Source organism: Pseudoalteromonas sp. T1lg24 (assembly GCF_002964745.1).
GTDB lineage: Bacteria > Pseudomonadota > Gammaproteobacteria > Enterobacterales > Alteromonadaceae > Pseudoalteromonas > Pseudoalteromonas spongiae.
In genome coordinates, this window is the sequence record NZ_PQCB01000034.1 from 106403 (window position 1) to 120985 (window position 14583).

At 40.7% G+C, this 14583-nt stretch carries 16 protein-coding genes and 1 tRNA gene; 6 read left to right on the forward strand and 11 right to left on the reverse strand.

What is annotated here, in order from left to right:
• Positions 1-19: 19 nt before the first annotated feature.
• Positions 20-112, forward strand: a tRNA-Ser gene (locus C2M30_RS19995).
• Positions 113-175: 63 nt separating this feature from the next.
• Here C2M30_RS19995 and rraA read toward each other — a convergent pair.
• The 4 genes from rraA to C2M30_RS20015 all read right to left on the reverse strand — a co-directional run bounded on the left by rraA (position 176) and on the right by C2M30_RS20015 (position 2886).
• Positions 176-667, reverse strand: a complete 492-nt coding sequence (gene rraA / locus C2M30_RS20000) for a ribonuclease E activity regulator RraA (RefSeq protein WP_105173250.1) — start codon at positions 665-667, stop codon at positions 176-178.
• 102 nt (positions 668-769) lie between these two features.
• Positions 770-1087, reverse strand: a complete 318-nt coding sequence (locus tag C2M30_RS20005) for a YbjQ family protein (RefSeq protein WP_105173072.1) — start codon at positions 1085-1087, stop codon at positions 770-772.
• A gap of 144 nt (positions 1088-1231) precedes the next feature.
• Complete coding sequence (locus tag C2M30_RS20010; RefSeq protein WP_105173073.1) at positions 1232-1909, reverse strand: LipL32 family surface lipoprotein; 678 nt, start codon at positions 1907-1909, stop codon at positions 1232-1234.
• 98 nt (positions 1910-2007) lie between these two features.
• On the reverse strand, positions 2008-2886 hold the full coding sequence (locus tag C2M30_RS20015; protein WP_105173074.1) for a helix-turn-helix domain-containing protein: 879 nt from the start codon (positions 2884-2886) through the stop codon (positions 2008-2010).
• Positions 2887-3053: 167 nt separating this feature from the next.
• Here C2M30_RS20015 and exaC point away from each other — a divergent pair, with 167 nt between their 5' ends.
• Both exaC and C2M30_RS20025 read left to right on the forward strand, forming a co-directional pair.
• The gene (gene exaC / locus C2M30_RS20020; protein ID WP_100914415.1) at positions 3054-4574 is read left to right on the forward strand and encodes an acetaldehyde dehydrogenase ExaC; all 1521 of its coding nucleotides are present in this window, start codon (positions 3054-3056) and stop codon (positions 4572-4574) included.
• Between the two features lie 210 nt (positions 4575-4784).
• Positions 4785-5717, forward strand: coding sequence for a tetratricopeptide repeat protein (locus tag C2M30_RS20025; RefSeq protein ID WP_105173075.1), 933 nt, complete (start codon positions 4785-4787; stop codon positions 5715-5717).
• Positions 5718-5726: 9 nt separating this feature from the next.
• On the opposite strand, the gene C2M30_RS20030 is transcribed toward C2M30_RS20025, so the two are convergent.
• The 5 genes from C2M30_RS20030 to C2M30_RS20050 all read right to left on the reverse strand — a co-directional run bounded on the left by C2M30_RS20030 (position 5727) and on the right by C2M30_RS20050 (position 11462).
• The gene (locus tag C2M30_RS20030) at positions 5727-6212 is read right to left on the reverse strand and encodes a hypothetical protein (protein WP_054980943.1); all 486 of its coding nucleotides are present in this window, start codon (positions 6210-6212) and stop codon (positions 5727-5729) included.
• 185 nt (positions 6213-6397) lie between these two features.
• Positions 6398-8572: a cation:dicarboxylate symporter family transporter gene (locus tag C2M30_RS20035; RefSeq protein ID WP_105173076.1), complete on the reverse strand. Its 2175-nt coding sequence runs from the start codon at positions 8570-8572 to the stop codon at positions 6398-6400.
• Between the two features lie 58 nt (positions 8573-8630).
• Positions 8631-9368: a purine-nucleoside phosphorylase gene (gene deoD, locus C2M30_RS20040; RefSeq protein WP_010561398.1), complete on the reverse strand. Its 738-nt coding sequence runs from the start codon at positions 9366-9368 to the stop codon at positions 8631-8633.
• Complete coding sequence (gene deoC / locus C2M30_RS20045; RefSeq protein WP_105173251.1) at positions 9368-10147, reverse strand: deoxyribose-phosphate aldolase; 780 nt, start codon at positions 10145-10147, stop codon at positions 9368-9370. Before deoC ends, deoD begins: the two co-directional genes overlap by 1 nt.
• Positions 10148-10553: 406 nt before the next feature.
• Positions 10554-11462, reverse strand: coding sequence for a DUF808 domain-containing protein (locus tag C2M30_RS20050; RefSeq protein ID WP_105173077.1), 909 nt, complete (start codon positions 11460-11462; stop codon positions 10554-10556).
• Positions 11463-11687: 225 nt separating this feature from the next.
• Here C2M30_RS20050 and C2M30_RS20055 point away from each other — a divergent pair, with 225 nt between their 5' ends.
• Positions 11688-12233 carry a COG3650 family protein gene (locus C2M30_RS20055; RefSeq protein ID WP_158683603.1) on the forward strand — a complete coding sequence of 182 codons (546 nt, stop codon included), beginning with the start codon at positions 11688-11690 and terminating at the stop codon, positions 12231-12233.
• Here the strand turns inward: C2M30_RS20055 and C2M30_RS20060 are convergent.
• The gene (locus tag C2M30_RS20060; RefSeq protein ID WP_105173079.1) at positions 12230-12577 is read right to left on the reverse strand and encodes a thiol-disulfide oxidoreductase DCC family protein; all 348 of its coding nucleotides are present in this window, start codon (positions 12575-12577) and stop codon (positions 12230-12232) included. The two genes, C2M30_RS20055 and C2M30_RS20060, sit on opposite strands and share 4 nt — an antisense overlap.
• 128 nt (positions 12578-12705) lie before the next feature.
• On the opposite strand from C2M30_RS20060, the gene C2M30_RS20065 reads away from it, so the two are divergent.
• Positions 12706-13005 (forward strand): DUF6482 family protein, encoded by a 300-nt coding sequence (locus C2M30_RS20065; protein ID WP_100914406.1) that lies wholly within the window; start codon positions 12706-12708, stop codon positions 13003-13005.
• Here C2M30_RS20065 and C2M30_RS20070 read toward each other — a convergent pair.
• Positions 12986-13684 carry an ACP phosphodiesterase gene (locus tag C2M30_RS20070; protein WP_442792817.1) on the reverse strand — a complete coding sequence of 233 codons (699 nt, stop codon included), beginning with the start codon at positions 13682-13684 and terminating at the stop codon, positions 12986-12988. The genes C2M30_RS20065 and C2M30_RS20070 overlap by 20 nt on opposite strands.
• Before the next feature lie 123 nt (positions 13685-13807).
• Between C2M30_RS20070 and C2M30_RS20075 the strand changes: the two genes are divergently transcribed.
• Positions 13808-14353: a glutathione peroxidase gene (locus C2M30_RS20075; RefSeq protein ID WP_105173080.1), complete on the forward strand. Its 546-nt coding sequence runs from the start codon at positions 13808-13810 to the stop codon at positions 14351-14353.
• Positions 14354-14583 lie beyond the last annotated feature (230 nt).

Genomic DNA, 14583 nt, shown 5'->3' on the forward strand with positions numbered 1-14583 from the left:
TTTTAAATGTATTTGCGCTGGAGAGGTGGCCGAGTGGCCGAAGGCGCTCCCCTGCTAAGGGAGTATAGGGTTTGTAGCCCTATCGAGGGTTCGAATCCCTCCTTCTCCGCCATGTATAAAGCAAAAAACCCTGCAACTTGTTGCGGGGTTTTTTGCTTTATGGCTTGTGAAGCGATTATCCCAATTCAATCAGTTGTGATTTACTTACTAATAATCCATTGCGATCGCCATAAATCCAATCGCCATTATGAATAGTGACGTCTAGAAAGCTGACGGCTCTTACTTGCTCGCCTAAACCTTGTTTTTGCGTCTTTTGTGGTACGCAGCCTCTAGCCATAATTGCTAAAGACATCTGTTCTAAAATTTCAACATCACGCACACAGCCGTTTACAATAATGCCTTGCCAATTATTTTCGATGGCGAACTTGGCAAGATTATCGCCTAAAAAAGCGAATTGTTGAGCGTTATTGGCGTCGACGACTAATACCTTACCGTCACCGTTGCTTTTAAGTAACTCACCTACCTTGGAGTTATCACTTGGACATTGGATGGTGATTGCTTGGCCTGCGAACGTAGTAACTTTGCCAAAGTGAAGTAATCCTGCGCTAGCTACTTGAAGTCGGTCAGAATATTCGTCGTATAGGTCGGGAGTGGTGAAGTGTGTCATAAGCAGTGCCATTTATTTTGTTGTAAATAAATTAAAGCACTGCTTGGCATGTGTAAAAAATTTATCTCGTCAATAACTGATATTTATAGCTGAAATAACTCATTATCTAGAGATTTTTACAGCTGTGCCGTAAGCGAGGATCTCCGACATGCCTGAGGCAACTGCGCTTGTGGTAAAGCGTACATTAATCACGGCGTCTGCACCTAAGCGCTGCGCTTCTTCTGTCATCCGTGCTTGTGCGACTGAGCGCGCGTCTGTCATCATTTCCGTGTAACCTCTAATCTCGCCACCAACGATAGTTTTAAGACCTGCCATAATGTCACGGCCTACGTGTTTAGAGCGTACAACATTACCTGTTACTAAGCCTAGAGATTGCGTGATTTGATAGTTAGCGACTTGTTCGGTATTGGTAATAATCATTTTCTTACTCCTGTTTTGCTTGTAGCTAGAGTAAGGGGATTACGGAATTAAGAAAGAGGAAGAATGATAAAAGGGTGACAAACAGGATAAAAGGAAAGTGAGCTCGACTTACACCGATTGGTATAGGGTCGAGCCCGAAACTAATTAACCTTCGTTTACTAGTTTATGTAGTTCATCTAAAGAAGCTGCAATTTTAACGCCTGGTACGTTTGTACCAACAGTAGCTTCAAAAGAACCTTCAATCGCTGAGCGGAATGAAGTGAAAGAGATGCGATATACACCACGAACAAGTGCTTTTGTTGGGTTGTTGATATCTGAAGTTTGACGAAGTAGAGAGTTGTAGCTCTGACCACCTGGATTCTGTGGTAGTTCGCTGCTGTCGTCATTGTAAGTCAGAGTTTGTAGTGACTTACCGCCGTTTTTGATTTTTGCTGGGTCGATGATATCCATGCGATCTAACACAATGTAAGTATCGAAATATGTTTTAGAATCATTTTCGAAGTTATTTGTGTAGTTTACGTTTACGAAGTCGCTATCAGAAGGCGTTGATGTTGCTGGTGAAACCATCGATACACCAATTTCATCTACTGCCGCTGGTACCCAAGCGTATAGGTAGTAAGCGTCTTTGTTTTTGTATTTACCTTCTGGTTTTACAGATGCGTCAACATAACCAAAGTAGTTAGTGTAGTTAGCATATGGTAGACGTGCTTCAACACCCGCAACACCTTGTGTTACAGAGCTTTTAAGAGCAGGACCAGTACCAGACATACATGCAGTTAGAGCGAGAGCTGAAGAAGCAGCAAGAAGTGCTTTTTTTAACATTGAAATTTCCTTTTCATTCCGTGTTATAAAATCGCGGGCTATGATACAGGGCTGCGGTGTTTTTTCAATCTATTTAAGTAATTAATAGATGAAAAAATTTAAACTGTTTGGTTTTGGTAGGTTCTTGGGCTGCAGCCAAATGTTTGTTTAAATCGGCGGCTAAAGTAGCTTAATTCGCTAAATCCGTAGTCATAGCATACCTGAGTAACCGCCGTTCCTTGTTTAAGTTTTGCCGCAGCCGCTGTTAGCTTTTGTTCAACAATAAAGGCTTGTGGGGTGCAGCCTAATTGGCGCTTAAATTCTAAAAATAACTTACTGCGTCCCATACCTGCACTTTTACATAGCATTTCAATTGAGATTGGCTTAGTTAAATTTTGTTTTATAAAGCTAATGGCCGATTGCAATCCGTTATGGCCAATTTTGTGATTGCAATGCTGCAACACTAATTCGCGCGAGCGATCTTGCAGCATGCGTACGAGCAACTCACTAATACCAAGGTCGATCAGCACTTCTCGGTCTTGCTGGTTTTCGCTAAAGGTGTCAACTAATCGTTGATAAAGCTGTTGAGTAAATGGGTTATTGCTCAACTGCAGAGTGGCGCTTTGCTCATTGTAATAGGCTTGCTCTAGGCGCATTCTCTCTGCTACTTCCTGCACTTTTTTACTGTCAACTTCAATGGTTAGGCATGATGTTGGGGCGTTTAAATGTGCCACAGGAAAATCAATTTCAACGTGTTCACCTCCGGCAATTATAAAGCTTTGTCCCGGTAAAAATTCTTGTCCTCGTTGCAGGCTGTGATGATGCATTACTTTTTTACCGGTATGCATAGCGCAAAACATTAACTGTTCAGCATGAAATGGAATGCGCTCACAAGCTTGATAGGTATCGTAAACGCATAGTTGTACATGGTCGCTATTAAAAGCAGCTCGATTATCAATTAAGGTGCTAAATTTACTGCGTTTTTCCTGTAACAACATACCTGTTCCTCCAAACTTGTAGAGATTCATAATGGCTAAATTGTGCACTCTCAGTCAAGTTATTTGGATGCAGAGTCAAGCAACAATTATTTTGAAGTACTAGTCTGAGGGAGCACATATTCAAGTTGAAGAAAGCTTCTAATAACAACACACATAAAGGAAACAAAATGATTTACGCAAATCCAGGGCATGCAGATGCCAAAGTACAGTTTAATGAGCAGTATGAAAACTATATTGGTGGTGAGTGGGTTGCTCCTGTTGACGGCAAGTATTTCGACAATACAACACCGGTAACAGGAGAAGTCATTTGTCGTATACCTCGCTCTAACGGTAAAGATATTGAATTAGCCCTCGACGCAGCGCATAAGGCAAAAGATGCATGGGCACAAACATCGGTAACAGAACGTAGTAACTTGCTATTAAAAATAGCCGACCGTATTGAGCAGAATCTTGAAATGTTGGCGGTTGCAGAAACATGGGATAATGGTAAAGCAGTGCGCGAAACACTTGCTGCTGACCTACCCCTGTGTGTTGATCACTTCCGCTATTATGCTGGCTGTATTCGTGCACAAGAAGGCTCAATTGGTGAAATAGATAATGGTACGGTGGCGTATCACTTTCATGAGCCTTTAGGCGTTGTTGGTCAAATTATCCCATGGAACTTTCCATTATTAATGGCTGCTTGGAAATTAGCGCCAGCACTTGTAGCAGGTAACTGCGTTATCTTAAAACCAGCGGAGCAAACTCCTGTATCAATTCTTAAGCTGATGGAAGTCATCGGTGATTTACTACCAGCAGGTGTATTGAATGTGGTTAATGGCTTTGGCGCGGAAGCAGGCCAAGCACTTGCAACCAGTACACGTATTGCAAAAATTGCATTCACGGGATCGACGCCAGTTGGTGCGCATATTTTAAAATGCGCCGCAGAAAACATCATTCCATCCACCGTTGAACTTGGCGGTAAATCACCGAATATATACTTTTCAGACATCATGCAGCAAGATGAAGAATATATTAGCAAGTGTGTTGAAGGGGCTGTATTGGCGTTTTTCAACCAAGGTGAAGTGTGTACATGCCCATCTCGTCTCTTGGTGCAGGAAGACATTTATGATGAGTTTATTGCGCGTGTTATTGACCGCACTAAACAAATTAAGCGCGGTAATCCGCTTGATACCGAAACTATGGTTGGTGCGCAAGCATCGCAAGAGCAGTTTGATAAAATACTTAGTTACCTAGCGATTGGTAAAGACGAAGGCGCAGAGCTCTTAACCGGTGGTGGTGTTGAGCAAGTATCTGAAGAGCTAGGCGGCGGTTATTATATTCAACCAACCTTGTTTAAAGGTAACAACCAAATGCGCATTTTCCGTGATGAGATTTTTGGTCCTGTTGTCAGTGTTGCAACCTTTAAAGATGAAGCTGAAGCGCTAGCAATTGCTAATGACACTGAGTTTGGTTTAGGTGCAGGACTTTGGACTAAAAATATGAACCTTGCGTATCGCATGGGGCGTGGAATTGAAGCAGGACGTGTTTGGACTAACTGTTATCATCATTATCCAGCGCATGCGGCATTTGGTGGTTACAAAAAATCAGGTGTAGGTCGTGAAACTCATAAAATGATGCTTGAACACTATCAAAATACTAAAAACTTGTTAGTAAGTTATAGCGATAGTCCATTAGGCTTCTTTTAATCCCCCTTTAATTATTCCTAAGCAATAAGGGCTCTTATTTGAGAGCCTTTTTTATTTTATTAGCCAAAGAGTATTAAGTATCTCTGTTAAAATTTTGTAAATACATGTTCTTTATACAGTTGTTAGTTGTAAGAAAATATTTTAGTGGTTGTTTTGTTTGCCTAGTTACAGTAAAACAGAACGTAAACTAACCAAAACAATGGACTGTACATGCTCTTTTTTAATATAAAAAATCAAGCATTTGAACACCCGCAATATATTCAATGTAGTCAATGTCACCAAGTAGCGGTTACAGCACATACACAATTAAAATTTGTTCGTTTTGGTTTAATTCCCTTATTTCCATTTGCGTTAGAGCGCGCTTCATATTGCGCCAATTGCAGCGCTAAAAATGTGCCTGAAAATAGTCAAAATTCGAAACTACCGATATTTCACGTATTAACTAAATTTATTGGTACTGTATTAATCATATTGATGTTGAACTGGCTTTGGCAGCAGCATACTCAGGCTCGCAATGTTGAAATAAACATCGTCAACCAACCGCAGATAAATGATTTCTTTTTTATTGATTACAGTAAGTTTTTAAAAGAGGAATATTATCAAAAGCGAGTTGTCGCGGCTAAAGTGATTGCAACTGAAAATGATACTGTCACCTTAAAGCTAGGTCGCTATAACTACAGTCGTGAGCGCGACCTTAAACTGTCGGCGCGCAGTGACAATTTTGTACAAAAAGGCTACTTTTTTACTGACAGTCAGACTTTTAGCCAGCAGCAAATAAAAGATTTTTACGACAATAACACCATCTATGCAGCTTACCGACCTAAAGATTTAAAACTGTTCGGTGGTTTTGTTGTTATGCCGAGCAATCCAAAACCCTTATATGCAGGCTTTAAATTAAATAAAGCAAATCAAGAGGGAATTGCCGCCTATCAAGAGAAGGATTTTTCGACAGCGTTTGAATATTTTAGTGAAGCAGCAGAGCAAGGCGATAGTTGGGGACAGTATAATCTAGCGAAAATGTATTTAGCTGGTGAAGGAACAGATAAAAACAGAGTACAAGCTGGGCACTGGTTAACGTTGTCGGCTAAACAAGGGCATAGCAAAGCGCAGCAGTTGTGTGATGAGCAAGGCTTGTGTCAATAATTGCGTTGGCTAGCTAGCGCGCTCTAAATCTTCAATACACGCCTTACACAAATCGAGATAGCTGTGGATATTGTTTTTCGTCCAAAACTGTCTGATCTGTGTGTCTTGTTGCAAAATAAAGCTATTAAACTCTTCAAAAGCAACAGGGGTGTAATTGGCTACATAATGTTTGAAGGCTTGTTGCACCGACTTATGGCCTAATGCTGAATCGCTAATCACACTTTCCGATGCTTCGACAAGTAATCCACTAAAGCGTAACAGTTCAACTTTAGGCGAGCCTAAACGCTGCACTTTAATAAAGCGTTCACGCAGTAGTTTTTGTTCTTCTTTCGCCAGCTCAATAACGATTTCACTTAGGTATTTTGTTTCGCGGTTAGCCCCATCAAGTGAGCTCGATAGCTGCCTCGCTTGGCGCTTAAAGTTCTCACCTCGCACATAGAGAAAAATCATGGCGAATACTGCAAGGGCAATGCTACCCATAATGGTAATATTCATGGCTATCCTAAACGCGTTTTATTGTTGTTATACCAATTTTACTTATTATGCGATTGCTCTAACGAGCTAAATGGTTCTTAACTCGGTTAACAATATTTTTGTAGATTACCTACATGTTGCCTTAGTTAAAAGCCATTTATCTGTCGCAATAATTGCTCATAAAATCAGTGCAATTGATATATAAACTAGTCTTTAATATCTGATTTTTCAAGAATTATATCATCAAGAACAGACCAGCGACGCACGTAGGGTTTACTGCCTTTACCTAAAATCCAATAGTCGTAAACTTCTTGCACTCTGCCACTAGCACGGCGAATATCGAGCCATGAGTTAAGATAGTTTGCCAAGTCATCGTGACGTTTAGCAACCGCAAATCCTGTGGGGTATTTCGCTTTTGAACCCTCAGGAACGACAACGCCAAAGTCTGGATAAAACATGGTCCACGCAAAGCCTGCTTCAGCGCTAATTAACAAGGCATCGTACTTATCTGGGTTGGCAAAAAAATCACGATAGCTAGTAATATTGGTAAGCGTATAATGTTTGTTGCGTTCAAATTCTTTACCGAGTAACGCTTGGTATTCTATGGTGGCAAAGTTAAGGGATTCATGAGCTTGTAGCGCTTCTAAGGTTTGAAACTCTTTACTGCGATGGTCAAGGGTCACTAAGGCAAGCTTGAGCTCAAGCACCGGATCGGTAAACAAGACCTTTTCGATATCATCTAGGTTAATTTCCAGCCCCGACATGGCAATATCAAAGTACCCTTTGTTGAGGTATTCCACCAGTTGTGGCTTTTTAAATGGAATAAACTCCACTTGTACGCCCAAGTCTTCGGCAAGTTTATGTGCCAAGCTAATATCAAAGCCAACGAGTTCATCGTTGTGATTAAAGTAGCTAAACGGTACGTTGTCTGCAATGTAACCAACGCGCAATAAATTACGTTTTTTAATTACACTTATATTGGTAAGCGATAACTTGCCATCTTCATATGCCTTTGGCACATGATTTAGTACATGCTCAGGCACTTTGTCACTTACCACCATGTTGGCAATAATATCATCCGCGGCATGTGAGCTTTTCAATAGTTGTGAGTTAACTGTGTAGGCCGCGAGCATGCAGGCGGGTAATAACCCCCCAATTAATGAAAAATATAAAATGCTTTTTGCACGCTTATAACTCAGTTGCTTGCGCACATAGAAAATACTTAAAAAAGTGACAGCTACGATATAGACCACAGTAGTTGGAGATACAAATTTGGCGCTGATCACTGACATTGCCAAATACAGCTGATAGGTATCAGCTGGCACGCGCACGGTTTCCAACATGTATGGAATTGCGATATGTACATTGGCAAAGTAGCTGAACAATGCACTGATGGTAATATTTGGTACATCAGCAAGGGTTGCTTCGTGGCCTGTAAGCCATGCCGCAAATAATACAAAAATGAGCGTGGTAAGCTTACCTAAGCTCGGGAACGTAAAGGCAATTGGCACCAGCACTTCGGCAATGTGATCTGAATTGGCATCGGCAATATTGTTTTTATGCATATAGCTTTTAATGCCTTCGGTGATCACGGGTAAGGTAATAAATACATTACCTGTGGTAAATGCAGCAATTAACGCATTGCGTGCAACATCAATTAGCTCATGATATTTCACCGGTGTAAGCGCCGCGACCAACATAGGTAGCAAAACAAACATCAGAAACAGGCCAAGTAAAATTACCAGCACAAGATACACTTGCAATGTACTAAGTTGGTCAACACTCATAGTGCCTGCTGAACTTGCGGTAATAGCAAAAATACCAATCGGAAAAATCTTAACGATTTTCTTTGAAATAACAGAAAGCCCTTCACCAACAACATCTAATATATTGAGTAAACTGCTTTTACGCACATTGCCCATTAACGCCATGCCCAGAGCAATACAAAAAATTACTAACGCGGGCACATTGCCTTCAGCCATTGATGCAAAAGGGTTAGAGGGGATATAACGAGCTACAAAATTGATTTCTTGCTTGGCGGAAATTAGCGCGGTTGAAAAGAAAGTACCGGCATCGTGTTTAGGTAATGTAAAAGCAAAACACCAAATAACAAATAAGCCAATCCCCCATAACGACAGCATGACGGTTGCCGCTTTAAGTAAAATAGAGCGTACTTGATCGGGTTCGAACTTACCAAGACCAACAACCAGCGAAACCACAATATACGGGAAAATTGTAATTTGCATTAGCTTAATAAAGCCATTGCCAACTGGCTGTAAAAACGCCAACCGTTCACCAAAAATAAGACCGAAAATGACACCGCCAATTAGTGCCCACAGCATGAGGTTTTTAGTCGCAAAAAAGTCGATAAGTTTCTTCATTGATCCACAAATAAGTAAGGGCTTAGGGTCATTTGACCCTTGTAAGCCCTGTATTTAATCATAAATTGGCGGTTGTTTGTAACGCCAAGGTAATCATTTCAGCAAAGGAAGTTTGTCTTTCTTCACTACTAAGGTGAGTATCGTGCGTAATATGATCCGAAACCGTTAAAATGGTTAACGCATTTGCACCGAACTCTGCGGCAACACCGTAAAGGCCTGCGGCTTCCATTTCGACACCTAAAATGCCCATTTTATCCATTAGCTCGAACATTTCTGGTTGCGGTGTATAGAATAGGTCAGATGAAAACACATTGCCTACTTTCACTGGTAACTGTGTTTTACTCGCTTGTGCTAAACAAACATTCAGCAAGTTAAAATCAGCAATTGCGGCAAAGTCGTGGCCTTTAAAGCGCATGCGATTAACTTTTGAGTCAGTACAGGCACCCATAGCAATAACGATGTCTCGTAGTGCTACTTGATTCGATACCGCGCCACAACTGCCTACGCGGATCAGGTTCTTTACACCATATTCTGTGATCAGTTCTTTTGCATAAATTGAGCAGCTTGGTATGCCCATGCCAGAGCCCATAACCGAAATTCGCTTACCTTGAAAATAGCCGGTGTAGCCGAGCATATTACGTACATCGTTGACTAACACAGCATCATCAAGAAAATGCTCGGCAATATATTTGGCACGCAGCGGATCGCCCGGCAGTAAAATGGTTTCGGCAAAGTCATTTTGTTTTGCATTGAGGTGCGGCGTAGCGGCAAATTCAATTTGATCAAATGAGACCATTAGTAGTCTCCTTGTGTTGAATCTGTTGAGGTATTGATTTGCAATACGGTTTTTACATCACCTAATAAGCCTGATGCACCAAAACGGAAGTTTGCAGGGTTTACCCAATCAAGATCAAAAATACTGGCGGCAAGTTCAATGTATTGTTTGGCATCCGCCACTGTGCGTACACCGCCAGCGGCTTTAAAGCCAATTTGTTTGCCACTTGCTTTAATTGTTTCTAACATGATTTTTGCCGCATTTAATGTGGCATTTACGGGCACTTTACCCGTACTTGTTTTAATAAAATCGGCGCCTGCATCAATTGCAATGCGTGATGCGCTCGCAATAAGCTCGTCGCTTTTTAGTTCGCCAGATTCAATGATCACTTTTAATAAAACAGTGTCGCCACAGGCTACTTTGCATTGTTTTACAAGTTCAAATCCAAGCGTTTCGTCGCCGTCAATAAGTGCGCGGTAAGGAAATACAACATCCACTTCATCGGCACCTAAGCTTACAGCTTGCTCAGTCTCTGACACGGCTTTATCAATGTTTTTGTCGCCATGTGGAAAGTTGGTTACAGTTGCAATTTTTACATCTGAATTGAGCTGTTTGTTGGCAAATTCGATGTATTGCGGGTAAATGCAAATGGCTGCAGTATGGCCAGCGCTATTGTTTGCTTGCTGACAAAGGGCACGGATTTCGTCATCGCTTTCCGAGCCAGTTAAGCTGGTTAAGTCCATGCACTGTAGGGTAATTTTTGCCGCGGCTGTTAAATCTAATTGGGTGTTTAAGGTCATACTTTTCTCCAAATATAATACCAATTCTGTAAAGTATGTGATCAGGGGTAGCGCTGGATAAATGAAATGGTAACAAGGCGGAATTTTTTTATGTAGTTGTTCTACATCGATAAATTCTAACGCAGTTAGCATGATATTTAGTCCGCTAGGATGATCAGCTACTTAAGTGAATTGGTATAAAAGTAATCCCAGAACAATTGAGGAGGGAGAGCTACACTCTCGATCAATAAGCTCACTCATATGCTCTAAGAACATGAGTGGACTTGGTTCCTTGAAGACTTATGGTTGTAACGATCTCCTGATCTTAGCACCATAATTTAAATCCGTTTATACCAAGCGCTATTGTCAGCTATTTTGTTGCTAACAGCTAGCGCTAATTAAGTGTTAAATGATCTAGTTCATCTTTTTATGCGCTGCGAAGTTGCTTCTTCGCTTTACTAAACAAAAGTGTAGCAGCCACTACAATTGTACCGGCGACAAAACCAATAATGGCATTAAATAATGTAGGTAATAAAAAGCTTAGGTCGGTATTAAGCAACTGATTGATTGCTAAAGTGAGATCATCTACAAGATGGTGTAAAAAGTCACTGCCATGAACAAGAATACCGCCACCAACTAAAAACATTGCAAGCGTGCCGACAATTGCCAGTAATTTCATTAAATACGGGGCGAAAGAAAGCAGCCCGCGGCCAATGGTCTGTTGCCAAGCATGAGGTTGTTCTATTAATAGCAGTCCTGCGTCGTCAATTTTCACAATTAACGCTACTAAACCATACACACCTATGGTCATAAGTATTGCGATAATGCTTAATACCGATAGCTGTGAGGTAAAGCTTTCGCTTGCAACTGTGCCTAATGAAATAACAATAATTTCGGCAGAGAGAATAAAATCGGTGCGAATAGCGCCTTTGATTTTTTGTTGCTCGTAATGTTTGTCGTGAATATCTATCTGCTGCTCTTTTTGCTCGGCATGCTTACCATGAAGCCAAGGAGCAAGTACTTTTTCACAGCCTTCATAACACAAAAATAAGCCGCCAAGCATTAATAGCGGCGTTATTAAAAACGGTGCAAAAGCTGAGATAAGCAACGCTAATGGCACTAATATTAACTTATTTACAAAGGAACCTTTTGCAACCGCCCACACTACGGGTAACTCGCGATCGGCTTTTACGCCAGAAACCTGTTGTGCATTTAAGGCAAGGTCGTCACCTAATACACCTGCAGTTTTTTTTGCTGCTACCTTGCTCATTACCGCAATATCGTCGAGCAAAGTTGCGATATCATCTATGAGGGTGAGTAAGCTTGCTCCTGCCATTTTTTATTCCTTCAATTATAATTCACGCAGAGTTAATCCAATTTCTGTTAAATATATTGGTATAACTATTTTACAACTATAGTGTTTTTCTCTGTAAAAGGAATCAAGATGTTAAGACATGTTTTTTTGCTTTTGAGCCTAATGATGCTCTGTGCATGTAATTCAGTTGGGTCTGTGTCAAAGAGTGAAAGTGCACAAACGGAAACATCAAGAAAGGCTGTCACCATGATGTTTGAGTGCGAAAATGATTTGAGCTTTGTCTCACGATTAGAAGGGCAAACTTTATGGGCGTTTTTTCCTCAGCAAACGCTTGCACTTGAGCCAACCAGAACGGCATCGGGTGCGAAATACCAAAAAGCAGCGGATTACGTTTGGTTAAAGGGTGACAATGCGATGGTGAATTACCAGCAAACACTTTATAAAAACTGTGTTAACAACCGCCAAGAGGCTATTTGGCAAGACGCAAAGTTTCGTGGTGTTAGCTTTCGCGCAGTTGGCAATGAGCCGGGTTGGTTAATTGAAATAACACCAAATGTTCACGTTAAATATCTTTCTAACTATGGCCAGTTTGAGACTGTCTTACCCTATAAAAAACCGATTGAAACCGAACAAAGCAGCATGTTTGAACTAACTAAAAACCAAAACACGCTATTATTTGAAATTATTAATAAACCATGTACCGATTCTATGTCTGGTCAAAAGTTTGCATCCAGCGTACGCGGTCAGTTTAACGGCAAAGCGTTTTCAGGTTGCGGTCGAGCGCTATTTTAAAGTTGGCACTGTTCACAGCCATAACGTTTTTCATAACGACGTTCAGCCCAAACATTATAAAAATGATTCACCAGCCAATAAATACCGGGAATTGAAAAACAATAACTGACCCAGCCAATCGGGTGTGAGCGCCACAGTTTAAAGTTTGCGTTCAACCCGGTATGCCATGAGCCTTTTTCGTCTCGCAAGTGTAATACCTTCAGCATATTGGTTCGTTGTTGCCGAGCAAAGTTTTGCGAGTGGACATCTTTAAATTCAAACCGCTCGCCAGATAGCTTGCGCCAAAGTGCAATTTCTTTGCTGCAAAGCGGGCATTGTGCATCGTAGTAAACAGTGTTCTTCATATTTTAACTCCTTTAATAGACCGTAAAGATCAACACACTCTTTTAATACGTAAAGACTTTGAAAAAGTTTGAACGAATATTGCAGTTTTTCCGTATTGCTTAAAAAGTCACCCAACAAGGTAATTGTTATGCGTAAAGATGAGTTTAAAAATCAAATAGAAAGACATTTACTTACCCCAACCATTTTTGGTTATGCAGATGCAAATCATTATTTAGTTGGCGCAGAAGATGAAGACGGAAATTTTTATTCCCTTTCTGATGAGCAAGATAAAATTATGGTTTTTAACTCGATGTTTGAAGCTGAAACGTGTTTAAAGTCGCTAGGGTTTACCAGTGCAAGTCTGCATTTTCAAACAGCGTATGATGAGATGATTGGTAACGACAAAAGCAGCGATACTCGCATTACAATCAGTTTAGGCGAGCAATAAGCTCGTCTCGCTTGCTTAGAGCAAACAAAGTGGTGTCGTGGTAAAGCAATTGAAAGTTTGACTCTATGCGATCAGAGTTAACATTGTACCAATCCACTAATATTTCGAGTGGAACTGTATTTCTGAATCGTTTCCCTGTGTTATGCAGGGCGAGTTTAATACCTTGCTGATGGCTGTAACTAGCAAACCAGTTTTCGTTAATAATGCGCGACGTTTTGATTTGGTATTTTTCGGGTAAAGTTGCACCGTACAGAGCAAGCTCAGCGTGCAGAACTTGATAGAAGGAGGTGCACAAATTTTGATACTGAGCCTCTAGCTGTTTTGCCAGTAAATGATCAAATAAAATATCCAGCCCGACCCCGGCGTAACGACGTATTTCTTTAAACTCACTTTTAAATTGTTGGCACACAGGATGAGCATCTGTAAAGCTATCGATGCCACGATGTAAACGTATTCCTAGCTCTAACTCTACAGGTAAAAAACTAAGCTGACTGCCCTTCACAAAGTCGCCGAGTAAGTTGCCAGTTAAACTAGTCGATGTTAAGTGAGCCAAGTGTAAATGTGCAAAATAATTCAAATTTTGTTCGATCTTAAAAGTAAAAATAACCGTATACTCAATGTCTGACGATCCTTGTCGCTCTAATGTTCGGTTTGAGCATGTTTTTATTAAAGCGCTCAATGTAGAGCTTAGTAATATAAGCGAACATCGAGCAACAATGACAAAAGCGAGCCTTGCGGCAGCTGCAAAAACGAACTAGAAAGGTCATCAGACCCTAGTATATTAAAATAACTGGAATCACTTATGAAACGTTTAAAAAATATTGTTTTAACTTCTTTGCTCGCGCCATCTCTGTTTGCATTTTCAGTTTCGGCTACTGAGTGTAACGACTTTACCAACCAAGATGTTCGTAAATTACGCTCTAAAGAAAGCATCAACTTATGCCAGTTTAAAGATAAGCCATTACTGATTGTAAATACTGCAAGTAACTGCGGCTTTACACCTCAATTTGAGCAACTTGAAGCGCTTCATAAAGAATATAAAGAACAAGGTTTAGTCGTGTTGGGCTTTCCATCTGATAGCTTTTTTCAAGAAGAAAATGATGAAAAAGACACCGCCGAAATGTGCTTTATCAATTACGGTGTGACGTTCAATATGATGGCAACGAGTGATGTAAAAGGCAGTGATGCTAATCCCATATTTAAACATTTAGCAGATAAAACGCGCTCGCCAAGTTGGAACTTTAATAAGTACTTAGTAAGTAAAGACCGCCAAACAATCACGCATTTTGGCTCACGTGTAAAACCGCAAAGTGAAGAATTAAAGCAAGCGATAGAAAAAGCACTTTGATTACGCTTTTAAACAATTGATGCTGTGCATATGGTTTTAGTCTGACACTAACTTTGGTACAGTTTGAACACGTTGCGTCATATGTTGGCGCAGCGGAAATACCTTTAAACATGTAAAAGGAATTGCATGCAGGTCATAAACATTGATTGTTTGTGATTCCTCAGGAATAAGGATATTCAATGAAATCTACACATTCTTCTTTTAGATTTTTAGCCTGCAGTACTGCGCTA